Source organism: Bordetella genomosp. 6 (assembly GCF_002119705.1).
Classification (GTDB): Bacteria; Pseudomonadota; Gammaproteobacteria; order Burkholderiales; family Burkholderiaceae_B; genus Bordetella; species Bordetella bronchiseptica_F.
In genome coordinates this window covers 2,367,555-2,387,175 of the sequence record NZ_CP021107.1, presented here as the reverse complement: position 1 = coordinate 2,387,175, position 19,621 = coordinate 2,367,555, and the positions used below count along the sequence as shown (strand labels likewise).

20 protein-coding genes are annotated in these 19,621 nt (G+C 70.6%); 9 read left to right on the top strand and 11 right to left on the bottom strand.

Going from position 1 to position 19,621, the window contains the following annotated elements:
- Window positions 1-151 precede the first annotated feature (151 nt).
- Complete coding sequence (locus tag CAL11_RS11135) at window positions 152-1,363, bottom strand: EAL domain-containing response regulator (protein ID WP_086092968.1); 1,212 nt, start codon at window positions 1,361-1,363, stop codon at window positions 152-154.
- Window positions 1,364-1,530: 167 nt separating this feature from the next.
- On the opposite strand from CAL11_RS11135, the gene CAL11_RS11130 reads away from it, so the two are divergent.
- The 5 genes from CAL11_RS11130 (at window position 1,531) to CAL11_RS11110 (ending at window position 5,271) form a co-directional block, all read left to right on the top strand.
- Window positions 1,531-2,181, top strand: coding sequence for a DUF2325 domain-containing protein (locus CAL11_RS11130; RefSeq protein WP_244172946.1), 651 nt, complete (start codon window positions 1,531-1,533; stop codon window positions 2,179-2,181).
- A gap of 126 nt (window positions 2,182-2,307) precedes the next feature.
- Entirely contained in the window at window positions 2,308-3,099 is a 792-nt protein-coding gene (locus CAL11_RS11125; protein WP_244172945.1) for a transmembrane regulator, read from the top strand.
- 191 nt (window positions 3,100-3,290) lie between these two features.
- Window positions 3,291-3,728 (top strand): universal stress protein, encoded by a 438-nt coding sequence (locus tag CAL11_RS11120; RefSeq protein WP_033462189.1) that lies wholly within the window; start codon window positions 3,291-3,293, stop codon window positions 3,726-3,728.
- A 101-nt stretch (window positions 3,729-3,829) separates the two neighbouring features.
- A complete protein-coding gene (locus CAL11_RS11115) occupies window positions 3,830-4,819 on the top strand; it encodes a M14 family metallopeptidase (RefSeq protein WP_068926247.1) in 990 nt (329 codons plus the stop codon).
- An 83-nt stretch (window positions 4,820-4,902) separates the two neighbouring features.
- Window positions 4,903-5,271, top strand: coding sequence for a YgiW/YdeI family stress tolerance OB fold protein (locus CAL11_RS11110; RefSeq protein WP_003817292.1), 369 nt, complete (start codon window positions 4,903-4,905; stop codon window positions 5,269-5,271).
- Window positions 5,272-5,348: 77 nt separating this feature from the next.
- Here the strand turns inward: CAL11_RS11110 and CAL11_RS11105 are convergent, their stop codons facing one another.
- Window positions 5,349-5,774 (bottom strand): hypothetical protein, encoded by a 426-nt coding sequence (locus CAL11_RS11105; RefSeq protein ID WP_167382486.1) that lies wholly within the window; start codon window positions 5,772-5,774, stop codon window positions 5,349-5,351.
- Between the two features lie 245 nt (window positions 5,775-6,019).
- On the opposite strand from CAL11_RS11105, the gene CAL11_RS11100 reads away from it, so the two are divergent.
- Entirely contained in the window at window positions 6,020-7,612 is a 1,593-nt protein-coding gene (locus CAL11_RS11100; protein ID WP_086092966.1) for a TerC family protein, read from the top strand.
- Window positions 7,613-7,626: 14 nt separating this feature from the next.
- On the opposite strand, the gene CAL11_RS11095 is transcribed toward CAL11_RS11100, so the two are convergent.
- The 3 genes from CAL11_RS11095 to CAL11_RS11085 are packed head-to-tail and all read right to left on the bottom strand — an operon-like array spanning window position 7,627 to window position 10,139.
- Window positions 7,627-8,205 carry an amino acid synthesis family protein gene (locus CAL11_RS11095; protein WP_068926243.1) on the bottom strand — a complete coding sequence of 193 codons (579 nt, stop codon included), beginning with the start codon at window positions 8,203-8,205 and terminating at the stop codon, window positions 7,627-7,629.
- 23 nt (window positions 8,206-8,228) lie between these two features.
- A complete protein-coding gene (locus CAL11_RS11090) occupies window positions 8,229-9,182 on the bottom strand; it encodes a Bug family tripartite tricarboxylate transporter substrate binding protein (RefSeq protein ID WP_086092965.1) in 954 nt (317 codons plus the stop codon).
- 39 nt (window positions 9,183-9,221) lie between these two features.
- Window positions 9,222-10,139, bottom strand: a complete 918-nt coding sequence (locus CAL11_RS11085; RefSeq protein WP_086092964.1) for an NAD(P)-dependent oxidoreductase — start codon at window positions 10,137-10,139, stop codon at window positions 9,222-9,224.
- 121 nt (window positions 10,140-10,260) lie between these two features.
- Between CAL11_RS11085 and CAL11_RS11080 the strand changes: the two genes are divergently transcribed.
- Window positions 10,261-11,187 carry a LysR family transcriptional regulator gene (locus CAL11_RS11080; RefSeq protein ID WP_086092963.1) on the top strand — a complete coding sequence of 309 codons (927 nt, stop codon included), beginning with the start codon at window positions 10,261-10,263 and terminating at the stop codon, window positions 11,185-11,187.
- 7 nt (window positions 11,188-11,194) lie between these two features.
- Here the strand turns inward: CAL11_RS11080 and CAL11_RS11075 are convergent, their stop codons facing one another.
- Window positions 11,195-11,941 carry an aldolase gene (locus CAL11_RS11075; RefSeq protein WP_033467049.1) on the bottom strand — a complete coding sequence of 249 codons (747 nt, stop codon included), beginning with the start codon at window positions 11,939-11,941 and terminating at the stop codon, window positions 11,195-11,197.
- A 334-nt stretch (window positions 11,942-12,275) separates the two neighbouring features.
- Here CAL11_RS11075 and CAL11_RS11070 point away from each other — a divergent pair, with 334 nt between their 5' ends.
- Together CAL11_RS11070 and CAL11_RS11065 are read left to right on the top strand one after the other, a co-directional pair.
- Window positions 12,276-13,217 carry a S66 peptidase family protein gene (locus CAL11_RS11070; RefSeq protein WP_086094564.1) on the top strand — a complete coding sequence of 314 codons (942 nt, stop codon included), beginning with the start codon at window positions 12,276-12,278 and terminating at the stop codon, window positions 13,215-13,217.
- Window positions 13,218-13,327: 110 nt separating this feature from the next.
- Window positions 13,328-13,750: a DoxX family protein gene (locus CAL11_RS11065; protein WP_033464281.1), complete on the top strand. Its 423-nt coding sequence runs from the start codon at window positions 13,328-13,330 to the stop codon at window positions 13,748-13,750.
- A gap of 61 nt (window positions 13,751-13,811) precedes the next feature.
- On the opposite strand, the gene CAL11_RS24545 is transcribed toward CAL11_RS11065, so the two are convergent.
- The 5 genes from CAL11_RS24545 to CAL11_RS11040 all read right to left on the bottom strand — a co-directional run bounded on the left by CAL11_RS24545 (window position 13,812) and on the right by CAL11_RS11040 (window position 19,541).
- Window positions 13,812-13,934, bottom strand: a complete 123-nt coding sequence (locus tag CAL11_RS24545; RefSeq protein WP_033464280.1) for a putative transporter small subunit — start codon at window positions 13,932-13,934, stop codon at window positions 13,812-13,814.
- Window positions 13,935-13,963: 29 nt separating this feature from the next.
- On the bottom strand, window positions 13,964-15,661 hold the full coding sequence (locus CAL11_RS11055) for a sodium:solute symporter family protein (protein ID WP_086092962.1): 1,698 nt from the start codon (window positions 15,659-15,661) through the stop codon (window positions 13,964-13,966).
- Between the two features lie 434 nt (window positions 15,662-16,095).
- Window positions 16,096-17,514 (bottom strand): MFS transporter, encoded by a 1,419-nt coding sequence (locus CAL11_RS11050; RefSeq protein WP_033464278.1) that lies wholly within the window; start codon window positions 17,512-17,514, stop codon window positions 16,096-16,098.
- Between the two features lie 232 nt (window positions 17,515-17,746).
- Window positions 17,747-18,526: an SDR family oxidoreductase gene (locus CAL11_RS11045; protein ID WP_086092961.1), complete on the bottom strand. Its 780-nt coding sequence runs from the start codon at window positions 18,524-18,526 to the stop codon at window positions 17,747-17,749.
- A 136-nt stretch (window positions 18,527-18,662) separates the two neighbouring features.
- Window positions 18,663-19,541, bottom strand: a complete 879-nt coding sequence (locus CAL11_RS11040; protein ID WP_167382484.1) for a LysR family transcriptional regulator — start codon at window positions 19,539-19,541, stop codon at window positions 18,663-18,665.
- Window positions 19,542-19,621 lie beyond the last annotated feature (80 nt).

The following is a 19,621-nucleotide window of genomic DNA, read 5'->3' as shown; positions in this document are numbered from 1 at the left end:
GCCCCGCGAGCAGACCGGCGCCCTGGCGGCGCCGGTTTTCTTTTTGCGCAAGAAATGCCCACGCCGATGCGCGGGCAGGCGTGGCGCGGCGGCGGGGCGGGTTATCCACAGCTTTTCCACCGCGCTTGTGGATGACTGCGGCGGCCGCGCGTTACCCGGCCGCGGCGGATGCGGCGTCGTCCAGCCAGCGCGCATAGTCCGGTCCGCTCAGGGGGCGGGCGAACAGGTAGCCTTGCCCTTGGCGGCATTGCAGCTGCAGCAGCGCCTGGTGCTGCGGCGGGGTCTCGATGCCCTCGGCCACCACCGTGATTCCCAGGCGCTCGGCCATGGCCAGGGTGGCGGCGACCACGCTTTCGCTGCGGGCGTCGCCGGGCAGGCGGCGCACGAACGAGGCGTCGATCTTCAGTTGGTTGAAGGGCAGGTGGCACAGCCGCTGCATCGATGAAAAGCCGGTGCCGAAATCGTCGATCGACACCGTGCAGCCCATGAGCCGCAGGCGCACCAGGTTTTCGAGCGTGGCCGCGGGCGCGTCGAGCAGCCCGTTTTCGGTCATTTCGATGGTCACGATCGAGGCGGGCAGGGCGTGCTTGCGCAGCGCCCGCGCCAGGGTCGGCAACAGCTCGGCCGAGCCGAGCTGGGAAGTTTCGAAGTTGAGCGCCAGGTCCTGCGTGGCGCCGGCCATGGCCAGGCGGCGCGCCTGCTCCAGCGCGGCGTCGGTCAGGTGCCAGGTCAGGCGGTCGAGCAGGTCCTGCTCCTTGAGCGCCTCCAGGAACGAGGCAGGGCCGAGCACGCCGAGATCGGGATGATGCCAGCGCGCCAGGACTTCGGCGCCGCAGGGACGCAGGGTCAGCAGGTCGACCTTGGGCTGGAAGTAGGGCACGATCTGGCCGGCGGCCAGCGCGTGGGCGGCCTCGCGCGCGGGCGGCGCCGGCGGCTGGCGGCCGGCGCTGGGGGCGGCGTTGGCCCGGGCGCGCTGGCGCTCGGCCTCGTGGCGGTCCAGCAGGGCCTTCAGGCGCTGGGCGTCCAGCGGCTTGGCCAGGTCGCCCAGCACCCGCAGGCCGATCAGCGCCGCCATGTCCAGCACCGCCGCGATCAGGTCGCTGCTGACATCGCTGCTGATGATGACCGCGCCGAGCAACTGCCGGCGGGCGGCCACGCGCAGGAATTGCGCTCCGTCCATGCCGGACATCTTGATGTCGCAGATGGCGATGCCGACCGGGCCGTGCCCGTCCAGGCAGCGCAAGGCTTCGTTGCCGTCGGCCGCCTCGAGGATGCGGGTGTAGCCCAATGCACGCAGCGCATGGACCACGACCAGGCGGTGGGCGGGATGGTCTTCGACGACGAGAATGTCGGGCAGATGCATGCGAACCCCTGGCGTGCCGGATCGGCGTGACCAACTCTGATGCTTATATCGCTTCGCCCGTGCTTTTCCAAGTCCGGGCCGTGTCGATCCACATTGCAAATGAGAATCGATGCTATCTATAATCGACGCATCGTGGCCTTGCCGCCTCGCCTGAGCCGTTTCGCGCCATGCCCCATATCCGATTCCAGTACGACTTGCTGCAACAGGAATACGCCGCCTTGCTGTCGCAGTACGGGCGCGTCCAGGCGCGCTGCAGCCATCTGCTGTCGCGGCACGGCGAGCAGATCGCGCAATTGCGCCAGGAGGTCATGGTGCTGCGCGCCGCGCTGGTGGCGCAGACCAGCGCCCTGGCCTGGGAGCGCGAGGACCGCGCCGCCCTGGAGGCGGCCATACCGGGCCTGCCGCGTCGCCGCGTCCTGGCGCGCCGCCTCGAGATCCTGATGGAGCGTGTGCAAGGCCTGCTGCGCGCGCGTTCCGGCGGCGCGGCGGGGCCGGCGCTGATGGTCGACGCCAGCGCGAAGGCGGTGCTGTGCGTCGGCGAGGGCGGCGCCGCCGCGCGGGCCGCGCGCGCAGCCATCGAGCGCGCCGGCGGCCGCTTCCTGCATCACGACGGCGAAGGCGGCGATGCCGCCGGGCTGGAAGCCAGCCTGGTGTCGGCCGACCTGGTCATCTGCCAGACCGGCTGCGTCAGCCATGGGGCGTACTGGCGCGTGCAGGACCATTGCAAGCGCACGGGCAAGCAATGCGTGCTGGTCGCGCAGCCGGCCGCCCTGAACATCGTGCGGGTGCGCAGGCCCGCCGGCGCGCCGCAGGACTGAGCGCGCCGCCGTCGTATCCTTCCCGCCGGCAGGCCACAGGGATTAAGCGCGCGGCTGGCGCGTCTATTGCGGTATGCATTCGTACATCCTGCCCAGTCCGCGCGGCCAGGCGGCCCGGCTCCGATCATGATGGACGGACCCACGGAGCGTATCGCGGAGGTCGAACTGGACGCCTACATCGACGGCCAGCTCGACAGCGCGCGGCGCGCCGACGTCGAGGCGTTCCTGGCGCGCGACGCGCGCGCGGCGGCGCGCGTAAGCGCCGACCTGCGCCTGCGCGATGCCCTGCGGCAAGGCGCCGCGGGCCAAGGCGTGCACGCGCGCGACGCGCATACGCTGGCCCTGGCCGAGCGCCTGCAGGCGGCCCATGCGCGCAGGCGGGTCGCGCGCCGCGTCCGGCGCCTGCTGGCGGTGGCGATCCTGCTGGTGGCGGGCTGGGGCGGGCATGCGGCCCTGACTGCCTGGGCGCCCGCCGAGCCGGCCGGCGGCGCCGACGTGCAGGTGTTCCTGGACGAGGCGATGCGCGCGCATCGCACGGCGCAGTTGCGCGCCGGCATGCGTTCGCAGCCCGCCGCGCCGCGCCTGGATCGCGCCGAACTGGCGCGCCAGGCCGGCGTGCCGTTGCCGGCCTGGCCGTGGGATTGGCTGCCGCGCGATGTGCAGGTCTTTCCGTCGCGCGGCGGACCGGCCGTCGAGGTGGCGCTGCTGGCCGGGCGCGCGGGACCGATATCGCTGTATGGCGCGCCAGGCGGGGCAGGACCCGACAGCGCCCCGCTGATGGTGCCTGGCGCGGGCGTCGAGACCCTGTTCTGGTGGCGGCGCGGCGCATGGGTCTATGCGGTGATCGGCGCGTTGCCGGAAGCGGCGCTGCGGCCGCTGGCGCAGCGCCTGGCGGATGCTCCCCTGGTGCACGAGTAGGCGCGGGCGCGCGATTCGGCGCACAATGGGATCGTCCGGCCGGCGCGCAGGCGGCGGGCCGGGCGCGGAGCCATGCCGGCCGTCCGGCTTGACGCGGGTCAAACCGGCGGGCCCGGCAGGGCGTTATGGTTGTGCATCCGGGCCTGGCGGCGCAGTGCCGCGACCTGCCCGGCCATACTTTGGAGCTCGCCATGTATCAACACATCCTCATTCCCATCGATGGCTCTGATCTGGCCAATACGGCGGTCGACAAGGGCCTGGCGCTCGCGAAGGCGCTCGGCGCCCGTGTCACGGTGCTGACGGTGGTCGAGCCCTATCCGCACATGGCCGCCGAGGCCGTGCAATTGGGCGGCCTGCGCAAGGAGTACGAAAAGCAGGTGCATGCGCGCGCCAGTGAATGGCTGGAGCCGGCGGGCGCCAAGGCCGCCGCCGCGGGGGTCGCGTGCGAGCTGCTCAAGCGCGACGCCGACATGGCGTTTCGCGCCATCGTGGATACGGCGGCCGAACGGGGCTGCGACCTGATCGCCATGGCCTCGCATGGGCGCGGCGGGGTTGCCGCGGTACTGCTGGGCAGCCAGACGCAGAAGGTGCTGGCGCATTCGCGGGTGCCGGTGCTGGTGTACCGCTAGCGCGGCGCGGGCCCGGGCGGACCGCGACATTGCTATGATGGCCGGCTTGGCCCGCTTCCGGCGGGACGGGCCGTCCATTCGTCGTTTCCAGAGGCCGCATCTTGAATACTCCCACGCCCGTTTCCACCGATTACCTGCGCGCGCACCAGTTCCTGGGTTTGCGGCCGGGGCCCAGGCTGCTGGTGCTGGGCGCGGTGCATGGCAATGAGGTCTGCGGCACGCGCGCCATTGAACGCATCCTGGCCGAGATCGAAAGCGGCGCGCTGGCGATCGCGCGCGGCCAGCTGACGCTGCTGCCGGTCACCAATCCCCTGGCCTACCGCAAGGGCGAGCGCCAGGGCGACCGCAACCTGAATCGCAACCTGCGCGTCTGCGCGACGCCGGCCGATTACGAAGACCGCATCGGCAATGTCCTGTGCCCGCTGCTGCAGGCGCACGACGTGCTGCTGGACCTGCATTCGTTCCACACCGGCGGCCAGCCCTTCGCGATGCTGGGCCCGCGCGACAACCAGGAAGCGCTCGAGCCCTTCGCGCATGCCCGGGACGAGGCGCGGCTGGTGGCGCACCTGGGGCCGCGTCGCGTGGTCGAGGGCTGGATGCAGGCCTACGAGCGCGGCGTGCGGCGGCGGCGCGAGCAGAACCCCGGCGCGCCCGCGGCCTTGCTGGACGCCGCCTATGGCGTGGGCTCCACGGAATATTTCCGCGCGCATGGCGGTTATGGCGTGACGCTGGAATGCGGCCAGCACGATGACCCGGCCGCGCCCGAGGTGGCCTATCGCGCCATCCGCCAGACGCTGGCGCTGCTGGGCCTGGCCGATATCGCGCTGGAGCCGCCGCGCCGCGACTTCGAAACCCTGTGCCTGGTCGACGTGGTGGACCGCGAGGCCGACGGCGACGCCTTCGCGCGTCCCTGGGCCAGTTTCGACCCCGTGCGACAGGGCGAGCTGGTAGGCACGCGCGCCGATGGCCGGCAGGTGCTGGCGCCGCGCGACGGCTACGTGGTGTTCCCCAACCCGCGCGCCCTGGCGGGCAACGAGTGGTTCTATTTCGCCGTGGCCAGCGACCGCCTGGGCGAGGATGCAGGAAATTGAAACGGCGCGGCGCACGCCTTCGAGCGCGTTGCTAGACTTTTCCGCAGGCGGCGCTTTTCCGCCGGTTTCCCCAGGAGGTGTTCATGTCCAAGTCCATAGTCCTGACCCTGGCCGCCTTGGCCCTGGCCACGCAGGCCGGGTTGGCGCAGGCCCAGTATGTCGGCCCGTCCAGCAACCAGCAGATGAGCGTGAAGGAATTGCTGGACACCGCGCGTGACGATGCGGTGGTGACCCTGCGCGGCAAGCTGGTCAAGCAGCTCAGCGACGACACCTATCTGCTGGATGACGGTACGGGGCGCGTCCAGGTCGAGATCGACCGGCACCTGTTTCCCCCCAACCAGCCGGTCGACGCCAATACGCTGGTAGAGGTGTCGGGCGAGTTCGACAAGGAAGTCATCGGCACTTCCGAGGTCGAGGCCAAGGCGCTGCGCATCCTCGGCGCAGCCAAATAGCCGCGACGATCGGCAGCTTACAGGCAGCGTCTCAGATCGTAAGGCAATACCTTAAGAGTCGCCTGTAATCACCTGATTTATCGACGTATTTGGTTATCGGTGGCGCCGATCCGCGCGACCGGGCCCACCGCCGGGCTGCCGGGTTGCGCTTCGGCCGGCATGCCCTGCAGGTCCTGCACCGGCGCGTTGGGCATGGCCACCCGGTAGGCCTGCAGCACCATCAGGCAATCGATGTCGCCGAGGTCCTGGGTGGCGCAGGATGACTGCGCCGCCGTCTGCCGGGCCGCCTGTTCTTCATGGTAAGCGGCCACGGCGCGGGCCATGCGCGCCTGGGCGTGCAGGTCGCGCAGCAGATCCACCGGCGGCGCCGCGGGGGCCGCGGCGGCGCGCACCCGGGCGGCAGGCGCCGCGGGGGGCGAGGCGACGGTTGGCGGCGTGGCGCGCGGCGGCAGCGGCGCCAGGCGCGCCAGGGGCGTTGACCAGGTAACGGGGGCGATTTCCATGGCGCGCTCCGAGGCTTGGCGGGTACAGGGTTGGTCCGGGCCGGACGCCCGGAAGTTCCGCGCCGGGAAATTTGTAAAAATGCGGCGCGACCCGGATTAAATCGTCGCGCCATGGGTCATATCCCCATGACCGAAGAACCTCCGTCCAGACCCGGGCCGGCGCGCGCGCCGGCCCATCCGCTTGTTTCCCCGTTTCCGATGACGCGCCGCGGCATGCCGCGGCGCTCGCCGTTTGCCCGCAAGGAATGCCGATGCCGTTCGAATGGATGACCGACCCCACCGCCTGGCTGGGGCTCGCGACCCTGATCGTGCTGGAGATCGTGCTGGGCATCGACAACCTGGTGTTCATCGCCATCCTGGCCGACAAGCTGCCGGCGCACCAGCGCAACCGCGCGCGCATGATAGGCCTGACGCTGGCGCTGCTGATGCGGCTGGGCCTGCTGGCCAGCATCGCCTGGGTGGTGACGCTGACCGCGCCGCTGTTCACGGTGTGGGGCGCTCAGATTTCCGGGCGCGACCTGATTCTCATCCTGGGCGGGCTGTTCCTGCTGTTCAAGGGCACCATGGAGCTGCACGAACGCGTCGAGGGCAGCGCGCACGCGGGCGGCGGCGGGCGTACGCAGTACGCCGCGTTCTGGCAGGTGATCGTGCAGATCGTGGCGCTGGACGCGGTGTTCTCGCTCGATTCGGTGATCACCGCGGTAGGCATGGTGCAGGACCTGAGCATCATGATGACCGCCGTGGTCGTGGCGATGATCGTGATGATGGTGGCCAGCCGGCCGCTGATGGCCTTCGTGGCGCGCCATCCGACCGTGGTGATCCTGTGCCTGGGCCTGCTGCTGATGATCGGTTTCAGCCTGGTCGCCGAAGGCCTGGGGTTCGACGTGCCCAAGGGCTATCTGTACGCGGCGATCGGCTTTTCCATCCTGGTCGAGGCCTGCAATCAGCTGGCCCGGCGCAACCTGGCGCGCGGCGCCCATGCGCTGGGCCGGCGCCAGCGCGCCGCGCACGCGGTGCTGCGCCTGCTGCAGGCCGGCCGCGAGGGACGGGCCCATCCCGAGGAAGTCGCCGCGCTGGTGGCCGACACCGGCGAGGGGCCGCTGTTCGCGCCGGAGGAAAGCACCATGATCGAGCGGGTGCTGGCGATGGGGGAACGCGATGTGCGCTCGATCATGGTGCCGCGCGCCGACATGGTGTGGCTGGACGTGCGCGATCCGCGCCACGTGGTGCTGGAGAAATTCGCCCTGGGCCATGCGCGCCTGCCCCTGTGCGCCGGCGACCCGGGCAATGTGCTGGGCGTGGTGCATCTGCGCGACCTGCTGCCGCGGCTGTCCGCGCCGGGGCCGGTGGACCTGGTGGACGCGGCGCGTCCGGCCGCCTACGTGAGCGAAACCACGCCGATCCCGCAATTGCTGCAGCAGGTGCGCGACCTGCGCCAGCATCTGCTGCTGGTGGTCGATGAGCATGGGGTGTGCGTGGGCCTGGTGACGCCGCTGGACGTCCTGACGGCGGTGGCCGGCGAACTGCCCGATGCGGGCGACGCGGACCCGCCGAGCGCCAGCCGGCTGCCTGACGGCGGCTGGTCGCTGGATGCGCGGCTGGCGGTGGAGGAAGTGGCGCGCCTGTTGCAGGCGCCGGACCTGCGGCGCGACTATCCGGATGCGACGCTGGCCGGCTGCCTGCTGCGCGCCAGCGGCGCCATCCCCGAGGAAGGCCAGGGCATGGACTGGCGCCAGTGGCGCTTCGAGGTCGAGCGCCGCATCGGGCCGCGCATCGAACGCGTGCGCGCCACGCGCCGCGTCGAAGCGCCGGCCGGCGAACCGGCCGGCCCGGTGTAGGCGCGGCGGCCGGCTCAGCGCTGGCCGTCGTGCGCCGAGACGGCTTCCTTGGTCAGGCCGCCCAGGCGCGAGTGCACGCGCCCTCCGGTGCCCATGACCAGCGCGAACAGGATTTCGCGCGGACGCGGGGCATCCTGGATGCCGATCTCGATGCTGTTGAAATGGCTGCGCACGTACGAGGCGTGGATGTAGTGCACCGGCACCATCATCCGATAGCCGGCCGAGGCCACGGCCTTGACCGCCGGGACCATGGCCTTGGGTTCGCCCAGCACGCTGCGCATGGCCCAGCCGCCGGCTTCGTGCCAGACCGCGCCGTGTTCCATTTCGCCGTCCACGCCCACGATGGCGGCCTTGCTGTAGACCTCGATGTTGTCCTTGCCCAGCGTGTCGACCAGTTCGGTGGCGAGCAGGGTGCCGAGCGAGCGCAGTTCGGCCATGAAGGGCATCAGGTCGGGTTCGTAGCGGCCCGCGTACGGATTGCGAATCACGGCGCAGGAGGCCGCCAGCTTGAGCGGCTGCGCCGGCGCCGGGCCGTTCTCGTGATAGGTGGTTTCGACGATGAGCGTGCGCTTGCGGATTTCGATCAAAGACATGGTGTCATCCTGTGGGCAAGGGGTTATTGGGGCGGAATGCCGGTTTCCTTGACGATGCCGGCCCACTTGTCGATTTCGCTGCGCACGAAGGCGCCGAAGGCGGCGGGGCTTTGCGTTTTCACGCTCAGGCCCTGGCGGGCGTACGTCTGCGTCAGCTCGGGCGCGGCCAGCGCCTTGTCCAGCGCGCCGGCCAGGCGCTCGGTGACCGCGGGCGGCAGGCCGGCGGGCCCCATCAGGCCGAACCAGACGGTCAGGTCGAAGCCTTGCGCGCCGCTTTCGTTGAGCGTGGGGATGTCGGGCGTCAGCGCGAAGCGCTCGGGCGTGCTGACGCCATACACCTTGACCTTGCCGGCGCGCGCCTGCTGCAGGCCGTTGGCCAGGTCGGTGAAGGTCAGGTCCACCGTGCCGCCGATCACATCGGTGAGCGCCTGCGGGCCGCCGCGATAGGGCACGGGCGTGACGGTGATGTCGCCCATCGTGGCCAGCTTGGCGCCGAACACCTGGGCGCTGCCCGAGCCGTAGGCGTAGGTCAGCTTGCCCGGGTGCTGGCGGCCGTAGGCATACAGGTCGGCGACCGTCTTGCCCGCGACGTTCTGCCCGCCGACCAGCAGGTACGGCGTTTCGGCCACCGCGCCGATGGGCGTGAGGTCGCGCGCCGGATCGTAGGGCAGGTTCTTGAACAGGCTGACGCCGCTGGCCGCGGTCGATACGCCGACCACCACCAGCGTGTAGCCGTCGGGTTGCGCCTTGACCACGTCCTGCGTGCCGATGATGCCATTGGCGCCGGGCTTGTTCTCGACCACGACAGGCTGGCCGAGTTCGGCGGCCATGCCCTGGCCGAGGCTGCGCGCCACGACGTCGGTAATGCTGCCGGGCGGGAACGGCACCACCATGCGGATCGGGCGCTCGGGGTAGGCGGCCGCGGCCTGGCCGATGGCCAGCGCCAGCGCCGCCGTGGCGAACAGGGGTTTGAACATGTCGGGTTGTCTCCTGTGATTCGTGGGACGGCCGCGCCTTCAGGCGGGCTCGGTGGCCGGCGTGCGCTGCGCCAGGAAGCGATGGATCTCGGTGTTGTCCACGCCGCCGGGCAATTGCGCCAGCGCCTGCTGCCACAGCTCGGCGCACAGCGCCAGCTGATCGGCCTGGACGCCGGTCAGCGCCTGCAGGCTTTGCGCCGTGCCGAGGTCCTTGGCCATCAGCGCCAGCGCGAACCCGCCGTTGTAGGTGCCGGGAATGATGAACTGCTTGAGCTTGGTTTCGCTGGCGACGTTGCGGCCGCTGGAGGCATTGAGCACGTCGGTGAAGACGTCCAGATCCAGGTCCATGCGGCGCGCGATCACCATGGCTTCGGAGACGGCCAGCAGGCCGGCCGCATAGACATAGTTGTTCAGCGCCTTCATGGCGTGCGCCGAGCCGACCGCGCCGGTATGAATGATGGCCGCGCCCATGCGTTCCAGGATGGGGCGCACCCGCAGCAGGTCGGCCTCGGCGGCGCCGGCCATGATGGCCAGCGTGCCGGTGGAGGCCTTGGCCACGGCCCCGGAGACGGGCGCGTCGATCAGCGTCAGGCCGCGCGCGGCCAGCTGTTCGGACAGGCGGCGCGTATCGGCCGGGTTGGACGAGCCCATGTCCACGATGGCGGCGCCGGGCTTGAGCAGGTCGATCAGCCCAGGCTGGCCGTCGTGGCCCAGCACCACGGCGTTGGTGATGGCGCTGTTGGGCAGCATGGTGATCACCGTGTCGCAGGCGGCCAGTTCCCGCAGGCCGGCGGCCGCGCGCAGGCGCTCGCCCCAGGCCGGGTGGCCGGCCAGCCGCTCGAAGGGGGCGGGCGAGCGGTCGTAGGCCAGGATCTGCCAGCGCTCGTCGCCGGCCAGGTTTTCGAGCATCGGCAAGCCCATCATGCCCAGGCCGATGAACCCCAGTGTCTGCATCATGCATATTCCTTATCGAATGCGCCGTATCGATCGCCGGCACAACCCAGCAATGCTACCGATGAGAGAGTTTTTATACTTATGCGTAGTTGACCTTGGGGTATAACGTTCCATTATCGATTCAATGGAAATCCGGGGGGCAAGAGTGCGTTTCAAGCTCAGGCAGATGGAGGCGTTCCGGGCGGTGATGCTGACCGGCTCGATGAACGGCGCGGCCCGCCTGCTGTTCGTCTCGCAGCCGGCGGTCAGCCGCCTGATCGCGCATGCCGAGCAAAGCCTGGGGCTGCGCCTGTTCGAGCGCGACAAGGGCAAGCTGACGCCCACCGCGGAGGCGCAGCGGCTGTTCGAGGAAGTGGGCCAGCTGTTCGACGAGGCCTTGCGCATCGACGAGCTGGCGCGCGACCTGGCCGAACGCCCGGAGGGCGAACTGAAGCTGTGTTCCAGCCCCAGCCTGGCGCTGAATTTCCTGCCGCCCGTGATCGCCCGCTATGTGAACGAGCACCCCCGGGTGCGCCTGAAATACCACACCACGCTGCTTTCGGACATGGCGCACGAGTTGCTGGGGCGCAAGGTGGAGCTGGCCGTCTCGGTGCTGCCCATCGACAATCCCAATCTGGTGGTCGAGCCGTTCGCCACCGGCCACATGGTCTGCATCCTGCCGCAGGGGCATGCGCTGGCGCGCCAGGACAGCGTGGGGCTGGCCGAGCTGGCCCGCAACCGGCTGGTGCTGTACAGCCGCAATATTCCGTTCGGCCAGCTGGTGGCGGCGGCATTCCAGCGCGCCAATGTGCCGTGGCGCGCCACGGTCGATATCGTGCGCGCGGAACTGGCCTGCGCGCTGGTGCGCAGCGGCGTGGGGGTGGCCATCGTCGACGAGTTCTCGGTGGCCGGCGGCGGCTGGCCGGGCATCGAGGTGCGGCCGCTGCGCGAACCCATTCCGCTGGCCCTGAGCCTGGTGCGCTCGCGCTTCGAGCGGCCCGGCCGCCAGGCGCAGCGCTTCGTCAAACTGTTGAAGGAGCATGCCCAGCGGCGCTCCGCCGCCGCGGCGTGAAGCGGCCTCAGCCCAGGGTGCGGCGCAGCGCCTCGAAGAACAGCGTCGATTGCAGGCGTTCGGAGCGGGCCTGGCCAGCCACGCTGGCAGCCAGCGCGGCCTCGACCGGCACGAGCGGGCGGCCGGTCGATTCGGCCAGCACCTGCGCGCAACAGGCGCGCTCCAGGTAGTAGAGGTCGTCGAACGCATGGTCGATGCGTTCGCCGCACACCACCACGCCGTGGTTGCCCAGGAAGGCGATATCCGCGCCGTCCATGGCGCGCGCGATGCGTTCGCCTTCGGCCGCATCGAGGGCCAGGCCGTTGTAGCGGCGGTCGGCGGCCACGCGGCCATGGAAGCGCATGGCGTTCTGCGACAGCGTGGTGTCGAGCATGCGCGCCTCGGTCAGGGTCAGCGCGGTGGCATAGGGCATGTGGGTGTGCAGCACGCAGGCCTTGCCGGCGATCTGGTGGATGGCGGCATGGATGAACATGGCGGTGGGTTCGACTTCATGGCGGCCGGCCAGCTTGTTGCCGGCGGCGTCGACCAGCACGATGTCGTCGGCGCGCACCTCCGACCACATCAGCCCGCGCGGGTTGAGCAGGAACGCGCCCGCCTGACCCGGCAGCGCGACGCTGAAGTGATTGCACACGCCTTCGCCCAGGCCGTGGTGCGCGGCCGCGCGCAGCGCCAGGGCCAGGTCGTCGCGCAGCGCGGCGACGGCTGCGTCCTGGTACAAAGACAGGGCGGAATCGGTCGGGGCGGGGCGGGGCATGGCGGTCTCGGCAAATGAGGGTGGGACGACGGATTGCGCAGAGTCTAGCAGTTGCGGGGCGCTGAATGCGGGGCGGCGCGCGTTGCATGAAGGGCAAGCGCTGGCTACCATGCAGCCACGCCACCGCGTCCGGCGCCCGGCCGGCCCGCGCATCGGATGAGGTGCCATGGAACCCATACATCGTCGCAGGGATTTTTTGCAGCGCGCCAGCGCCTTGCTGCTGTCGGGCGCGCTGCTGGGAGGCTGCGCCGCGCGCCGGCCGGCGCCGGGCCCGGCTTCGCCCGCGGCCGGCGGCACGCCCCCGGCGCCGGCCGCGCCGCCGGCCGGCCAGCCGGTGCCGGCGCTGCGGGCCGGCGCGCGCGTGGCCATCGTGGCGCCGGCCTCGGCCATCGCCGGGGCCGCCGACGAGGCGGCCGAATGGCTGCTGGACCGCGGCTACGAGCCGCTGGTCATGCCGGCGGCGCGCGCGCGGCTGGCGCCGCCGTTCGACTACCTGGCCGGCGACGACGCGGCGCGCCTGGCCGACCTGCATGCCGCCTTCGCCGATCCGGCGGTGGGCGCGGTATGGTGCCTGCAAGGCGGCTTCGGCTCGTGGCGGGTGCTCGACCAGATCGACTACGGACTGCTGCGCCGGCACGCCAAGCCTTTCATCGGCTACAGCGACGTCACCGCGCTGCACCTGGCGATCCAGCGCTACGCCGGCTTCGTGACCTTCCACGGCCCCATGCTGGCGCAGGACCTGCTGGCCGGCCGCCAGGCGCCCACCGAGCAGGCCTTGCTGGACATGGTGAGCGGCCGGGTGGGCGCGGGCTCGTGGATCGTGGCGCCGCCGCAGGCGCGGCTGGCCACCCTGGCGAGCGGCGTGGCCACGGGACGCCTGATCGGCGGCAACCTGGCCTTGCTGGCCGCCTTGACCGGCACGCGCTACGCCATCGATGCGCGCGACAGCATCCTGTTCTTCGAGGACGTCAACGAAGCCTTGCCGCGCGTGGACCGCATGCTGGCGCAACTGCGGCGGGCCGGCACGTTCGACGCAGTGCGCGGCGTGCTGGTGGGCAGCTTCACCCGGCTGCTGGGCGTGCCGGGCGAAGGCGAAGCGGCGCAGGCGGCGCTGTATCCGCTGGTGCGCGAACACTTCCAGGCGCGCGGCATTCCGGTGCTGGCCGGCTGGCCCAGCGGCCACGGCGATCCCAATCTCACCTTGCCCCTGGGCGCGCGCGTCACGCTCGATGCCGGGCGCGGCGCGTTGCGGCTGGAGCAGGCCGTCGCCGTCTGAGCCAGGATGGCTTGACCTCAAGCAAGATCGAGGTCCTACAGTGCCCGGACTTTCCTCCAACCGGCCGGCGCGCCGCGGGCGTGCCGGCCCATATCCACAAAGGATGTCCTGTGCTGCGATACATCGATGGCGTGCTCGAAAGCCGCTGGTTCTGGTTGCTTGCCCGGCTTTGCCTGGCGGTGGTGTTCATGGCCTCGGGCCTGGCCAAGCTGATCGACTTCGACGGTGGCGTGGCCGAGATGCGCGCCGCCGGCCTGGCGCCGGCGGCGCTGTTCAACGCGGCGGTGGCGGTCACCTTGCTGGCCGGCGCCGGGCTGGTCCTGCTGGATCGCGCGCTCTGGCTGGGCGCCGGCGCGCTGGCGTTGTTCCTGGCGCTGACCATCGCCATCGTCCATACGTTCTGGCGCCTGCCCGAGCCGCAGGCCACGCTGTCGATGTACTTCGCGCTGGAGCACGTGTCGCTGATCGGCGGCCTGTGCGCGGCGGCGATCGCCAGCCGCCTGCGGGCGCGCGCCGCGATGCGCGCGGCCTGAACGCGCGAACGCCGCGGCGGGCGCGGCGTTCGCAGTGCGGGCGTGAGCCGGGATCGCGGTCCTAGACCATGGACTTGCCGGTGGCGCGCGCATCGCGGATGTCGCGCCACAGGGTGACGACCAGCAGCAGCAGGACGGCGGCCGAAACGACGGGCCAGGCCAGGAAGTAAAGCGTCAATAGCATGATGGGTTCTCCTGATTGGAACGGGCGGCTCAGCCGCGGGCCGGCTGGGGCTGGGCGGCGGGCGCCGAGGGTTTGCCGCCCATCATGCGCGCCTTCTCGTAGTGGAACGAGGTGACGCGCTCGGACAGCAGGCCGAAATCGAAGCGCTCCTGGTTGCGCAGGCTCAGCGCCACGCAGACCACGGTGCTCACGCCGTAGGCGGTCAGCGAACCCAGCAGCACGATGTACTCGCGCAGCGTGCCGACGAAGCAGGGCAGCAGGATGAGGGTCGCCAGCGTGCCCAGCGTCAGGGCGGTGACGCGACCGAAGAAGGCGAAGCTCATCAGGCCGATCACCACGCCGCCGCCGATGGCCGCGCAGATTTCGTAGAACACCGCCACCGCGCCTTCGATCGGCACCAGTTCGAAGCGCACGATGGTGAACAGCACCACCGCCGAGATCACCGACCAGAAGAAGGCGCTGTTGCTGACGCGGTCCCAGTAGAAGCTGGCGATGACCGGAAACACGATGGCCCCCCACAGCGCGCCGACGAACACCAGCATCACCAGGATGTCCAGCCGCAGGCTGGCGAAGATCACGCCGACCATGGTGGCGACGATCATGGTCGCGCGGCCCCACCACAGCATGCGGCGCGGATCCGGGCGGCCGCCGGCCAGGTTCTTGGCGTAGATGTCGGTCATGACGATGGCCGACAGCGCCGCCAGGTCGGAGTCGGCGGTGGAAGACAGCGAGCCCACCACCAGGATGAAGAACAGCGCGATCCCGACGGGCGGCAGGTAGGTCGAGGCCATCTGCGGGATGATGTTGTTCATGTTGCCGTTGACCGGCTCCAGGCCGACGAACAGGGCCAGCAGGCCCAGCATGCCCAGTCCGATCACCACCGCGCCGTAGCCGATGGTGGCCGTCAGGAAGGTCGGCTTGATCAGGTCTTCGCGCACCGCGAACAGACGCTGGGCGATGGTCTGGTTGCCGATGGCGTAGGCCAGCACCGCCACGAAGTAGGGCGCGCCCTGTTCCAGGATGGCCGTGGTCGAGAAGAAGTCGGCCTGCTCGCTGCTCAGCCGCCACATGTTGGCCTGCAGCATGTCGGGGCCGCCGGCATTGAAGAAAATGAGCGGGATGATGATGACCGCGGCCAGGATCATGGCCACCAGTTGCGCGAAGTCGGTCATCACCGAGGCGCGGAACCCCGACCACAGCGTATACGACAGCACGCCCAGGCCGGCGATCAGCACGCCCTGGATGAACGACAGCGGGCTGAGCACCGAGACCAGCGCGCCGGCCGCGGTGAAGTTGACCATCAGGCTGATGCAGCTGCCGACGATGTTGGAGATGGCCATGATCATCTGGCTGGAGGCGCCGTGGCGGGCGTGGATGACCTCGGCCAGGGTGTGGGCCTTGGGCGCCAGCTGGCGGAAGCGCTTGCCGAACGGGTAGATGAACAGAATCATCAGCGCGCCCCAGAAGCCGTAGTGGATGGGGCCGGACAGGCCGTACTTGAAGCCGGAGGTGGCGCTGGCGTAGAACGACGCGGCCCAGATCCAGGTGGCGATCATGCTGGCCGCCGACAGCCCGAAACCGACCGAGCTGTTCGAGACCATGTAGCCATCGACGTTCTCCTTCTTCTGCCCGATCATCAGCGACATCAGGAAAGTGGCGCCGTAGAAGGCCACCAGGAGCAGGACGGCTGTGGTCCCTGAGAGTTGGAAAAATTCAGACTCTTGCATCTTATGGGTCCTTTTCCCCCGCTGGGCGCATGATTCACCGGTCATGGCCGCATGAATGCCGTTTCCGCGGAAGTGCGATGGGCGGCAACTACCCATGGCAGACCGAAACACCGGACGATCGATAACGTACGCGCGATCGCATGCACGCCCGACAGGGTCGCGATCGGCGAGGCCCGGCGTCAGGCAAGCATCAAGACACACCGCAATGGTGTCTTGCTACCGGATCGGGTTGGATTTGTGGGCGTCTGGCGCTGCCCGATACGGTGTAGCAATGAACCGGCTTTGTGGGCCGGCATGTTGGTTCCGCGGCCGTGGGGCCGGGAGGGGTGTTTCGGCACGAATGCCGGGCCGCTGTGCGCAGCCTGGTGCTGGACATCAAGGCCGGTGAACGTCTTGATGCCTGGTGACAGTAAGAATAGACCGCAAGTATAGGGTCAAACGCGCTTCAGGTCCAGCCGCGGGCCGGCGCCGGCCGCCGCGGCATGGCGCAGACGCAGCAGGCTGGCGATGCCCGCGATGACGGCGCAGGCCACGCCCAGCCATAGCGCGGCGGGCGCGGCGGCGGCGCCGCTCAGGGTGAACAGGCCGGCCACCAGCGCCGCGCCCAGCGACTGGCCCAGCATGATGCTGGAGCTGGTCATGCCGCTGGCGCCGCCGCTGCGTTCGGGCGGCGCATCGGCCAGCATGGCGCGCATGTTGGGCGCCTGGAAGAAGCCGAACCCGGCGCCGCACAGCGCCATGCGCCAGCCCAGGTCGAAGGCGTGCGGCGCGGCCGGCAGCGCCACCAGCGAAAGCAGGCCGGCGGCCAGCACGGCCATGCCGATGCCGCCGAGCAGGCCGGGCGGATGGCGATCCGACAGCGCGCCGGCCCATGCCGCGCTGAGCGCGGCCAGGGCCGGCCAGGGCGTGATCAGGAAGCCGGTCTGCACCTGGGTGTAGCCCAGCAGGCTTTGCAGCATGAAGGGCAGCGCGACGAAGGCCAGCGTCTGGGCCGCGAAGGCGCCCAGCGTGGCGGCGGCCGACAGCGCGAAGATGGGGCGGCGCAGCAGGTCGGTGGCAAGCATGGGCGCGCCGCGGCCCGACTGGCGCTTGAGCAGCAGCGCCAGCAGTGCCAGCGTGGCAAGCGCGTAGGCGGTGTTGCGGCCGGCGCCGACGTCGTGCGCGTAGGCATTGAGCGTATAGACCAGCAAGGCCAGGAACAGCGCGCACAGCAGGCCCGCGACGGCATCGTAGCGGCGTTCGCTGCGCGGGGTGGGCGGCAGCGCGCGTATGCCCAGCGCCAGGCCCAGCAGGCCCAGCGGGACGTTGATCAGGAACAGCCAGTGCCAGCTGCCCAGGCTGAGGATCAGCGAAGCGGCCGTCGGGCCGGCCGCCAGCGACAGGCTGACGACCAGCGCGTTCAGGCCCAGGCCGCGCCCGAGTTGTTCGCGCGGATAGACAAAGCGCGTCATGGCCAGCGCCACGCCCAGGATGCCGGCCGCGCCCACGCCCTGCGCCAGCCGCCCGGCGATCAGCCACGGCAACGACGGCGCCAGGCCGCACGCCAGCGAGGCCAGGGTGAACAGCACCAGGCCGGCCATGGAAATGCGGCGATGGCCGATGATCTCGCCCAGCGAGGCGATGGGCAGCAGCGCCGCCACCATGGCCAGGTGGTAGGCGCTGATGACCCAGATCGAACTGGCTTCGCTCACGCCCAGGTCGGCGGCGATGGCCGGCAGGGCCGTGTTGGCGATGGCCGATTCGAGCGTCGCCATGAAGACGTTGATGAGGATGGCCGCGACGGCGATGGCGCGGGCCGGGTGCGGCAGGCCGGCACCGGCCTGCGGCAGCTGGTTGAGTCTGAAAGTGAGCAAAGCGGCTACCGGAGAGAGGCGGCGCGGGGCGGCGCAGGGCAGTGGCGGGAGGCCACGCGGCGCCGCCGCGCGGGACTTGCAGGGCTGCGCGGGCCGATGGCCGGCAGCGGCAAGGCTGAGGATGGCCTATGGTAGCGGTCGCCGCATCCAGTGTGAAATTAAATATGCCACTGAGGATCAGTGGGTATTGGCATGCCTGGGCGCGCCGGCGCGGCCCGCCGCGCCGGCTTGGCTACAGGCGCTGGCCGCCGGTGGCGTCGATGCGCTGGCCGGTGATCCAGCGCGCTTCGTCCGAGGCCAGGAAGGCCACGATGTCGGCGATGTCCTCGGGCTGGCCCACGCGGCCCAGCGCGATGTCGCGGGCCAGCGCGTCGGCCATGGCGGGATCGCGGGCGCGCGTGTTCATGTCGGTGGCGGTGGCGCCGGGCAGCACGGCATTGACGGTGATGCCGCGCGCGCCCAGGTCGCGGGCCAGCAGCAGGGTCAGCGCCTCCAGCCCGGCCTTGGCCGGCGCGTAGACGCTCATCTCGGGGTAGGCCGCGCGCGTGCCCATCGACGAGACGTTGACGATGCGCCCGGCGTCGCGCAGCAGGGGCAGCAGGTGCTGGATCAGGAAGAACGGCGTTTTCAGGTTGACCTGGATGATGCGGTCGAAGTCCTGCGGGGTGACCTCGGGCAGGCGCGCGCGCAGGCTCACGCCGGCATTGTTGACCAGGATGTCGAGGCCTTCGTCGCCGGTCTGTTCGCGCAGGCCGGCGCGCAGGTCGCGGGCCAGTGAGCCGGCGCCGTCCGGATGCGCCAGGTCGGCGCGCAGCGCCCAGGCCTTGCCGCCGGCCGCGCCGATGGCCTGGACGACTTCGTCGGCCTGTTCGCGCGCCGCGTTGTAATGCACCGCGACGGTTGCGCCGCGCCGGCCCAGCGCCAGCGCGATGGCGCGGCCGATGCCGCGGCTGGCACCGGTGACCAGGGCGGTCCTGCCGGCCAGGGACGAGTGAGAGGCGACTTGATTCATGCTGCGGGCTCCGTTTGCGGGGTTGGCGGATGGCGGTTCGATGCGGGAGACATTCTCGCCCGCCGGCGCGGGCTTGTCATGCCGTGTCCGGGGAAAGCATGCAAGCCGCTGGGCACGCGCGGGCGCGGCGGAACCGTCAAGGCGCGCCGGCCTCGGCGCCGATGTAGGCATGGAAGGCCTGGGCAAGCGGCGAGCGCACGGACGAACGCAGCCAGACCATGCCGACCTGGCGCGACGGGCAGGGATCGGGCAGCGGCCAGCGCCTGACTCGCGTATCGGGAGGCCCCAGGGTGGGCCAGTCGGGCAGGACGGAGACGCCGAAGCCTTCGGCGACCAGCCCCGAAATGTGTTCGATGCCGTCGAGTTCGAATTGCACCTTCGGGCGCACGCCGTGGGCGCGCAGGTATTCGTCGGCCATCTTGCCGGCGACCACCTTGCGGTCGTACTGGATGAAGGGTTCGCGCGCCGCGACGAGCAGGGCGTCCCTGACGCGCAGGGCGCCGGGCGCCAGGAGGATCAGGCGTTCTTCGCGGATCAGGCTCCAGGCGCAGGTCTTGTGCAGTTCGAAATTCGGATGCACCAGAATGGCGGCGTCCAGCTGGCCCGCCATGACGCGCTCCAGCAGGACGGACGAGGTGCCGGGCTCGATGTAGATCCGGATGTCCGGATGCGCCCGCATCCAGCGCCGCAGCAGGGGCGCCAGCAGCCCCATCAGCGCCGTCGGCGTCGCGCCCAGCCGCAGCGGGCCGGCCGGCAGGTCGGTGTCCGAGGCGGCCGAGCGCAGGTCGCGTTCGCCGCGCAGCAATTCGCGGGCGCGGTCCACGATGCGGGCGCCGGCCACCGTCGGCTGGACCGTCCGGCCCGCGCGCGTGAGCAGCCGCGAGCCCAGGTCGGCTTCCAGCGCGCGTATCTGCTGCGCGACCGTCGTGGGCGCCAGGCCGAGCCGGCGCGCGGCGTCGGCGATCGAGCCGGATTCGACCACCGTGACGAAGCTCTGGAGGAATCGCATGTCCATGAACACGTATTTTACGTTTTATGAAACTTGGGAGTGCGGCTTTTTTTATTTATCGAAGGCGCGCAACATCGCGTCTTCTC

Excerpts from the sequence above, each read along its gene's own strand:
- CAL11_RS11080 (WP_086092963.1), top strand. The coding sequence starts at position 10,261 with ATGGAAATCCGGGGGGCAAGAGTGCGTTTCAAGCTCAGGCAGATGGAG.
- CAL11_RS11120 (WP_033462189.1), top strand. The coding sequence starts at position 3,291 with ATGTATCAACACATCCTCATTCCCATCGATGGCTCTGATCTGGCCAAT.
- CAL11_RS11125 (WP_244172945.1), top strand. The coding sequence starts at position 2,308 with ATGATGGACGGACCCACGGAGCGTATCGCGGAGGTCGAACTGGACGCC.
- CAL11_RS11075 (WP_033467049.1), bottom strand. The coding sequence starts at position 11,941 with ATGCCCCGCCCCGCCCCGACCGATTCCGCCCTGTCTTTGTACCAGGAC.
- CAL11_RS11040 (WP_167382484.1), bottom strand. The coding sequence starts at position 19,541 with ATGGACATGCGATTCCTCCAGAGCTTCGTCACGGTGGTCGAATCCGGC.
- CAL11_RS11055 (WP_086092962.1), bottom strand. The coding sequence starts at position 15,661 with ATGCAAGAGTCTGAATTTTTCCAACTCTCAGGGACCACAGCCGTCCTG.
- CAL11_RS11130 (WP_244172946.1), top strand. The coding sequence starts at position 1,531 with ATGCCCCATATCCGATTCCAGTACGACTTGCTGCAACAGGAATACGCC.
- CAL11_RS11090 (WP_086092965.1), bottom strand. The coding sequence starts at position 9,182 with ATGTTCAAACCCCTGTTCGCCACGGCGGCGCTGGCGCTGGCCATCGGC.
- CAL11_RS11110 (WP_003817292.1), top strand. The coding sequence starts at position 4,903 with ATGTCCAAGTCCATAGTCCTGACCCTGGCCGCCTTGGCCCTGGCCACG.
- CAL11_RS24545 (WP_033464280.1), bottom strand. The coding sequence starts at position 13,934 with ATGCTATTGACGCTTTACTTCCTGGCCTGGCCCGTCGTTTCGGCCGCC.
- CAL11_RS11045 (WP_086092961.1), bottom strand. The coding sequence starts at position 18,526 with ATGAATCAAGTCGCCTCTCACTCGTCCCTGGCCGGCAGGACCGCCCTG.
- CAL11_RS11095 (WP_068926243.1), bottom strand. The coding sequence starts at position 8,205 with ATGTCTTTGATCGAAATCCGCAAGCGCACGCTCATCGTCGAAACCACC.
- CAL11_RS11100 (WP_086092966.1), top strand. The coding sequence starts at position 6,020 with ATGCCGATGCCGTTCGAATGGATGACCGACCCCACCGCCTGGCTGGGG.
- CAL11_RS11105 (WP_167382486.1), bottom strand. The coding sequence starts at position 5,774 with ATGGAAATCGCCCCCGTTACCTGGTCAACGCCCCTGGCGCGCCTGGCG.
- CAL11_RS11085 (WP_086092964.1), bottom strand. The coding sequence starts at position 10,139 with ATGATGCAGACACTGGGGTTCATCGGCCTGGGCATGATGGGCTTGCCG.
- CAL11_RS11135 (WP_086092968.1), bottom strand. The coding sequence starts at position 1,363 with ATGCATCTGCCCGACATTCTCGTCGTCGAAGACCATCCCGCCCACCGC.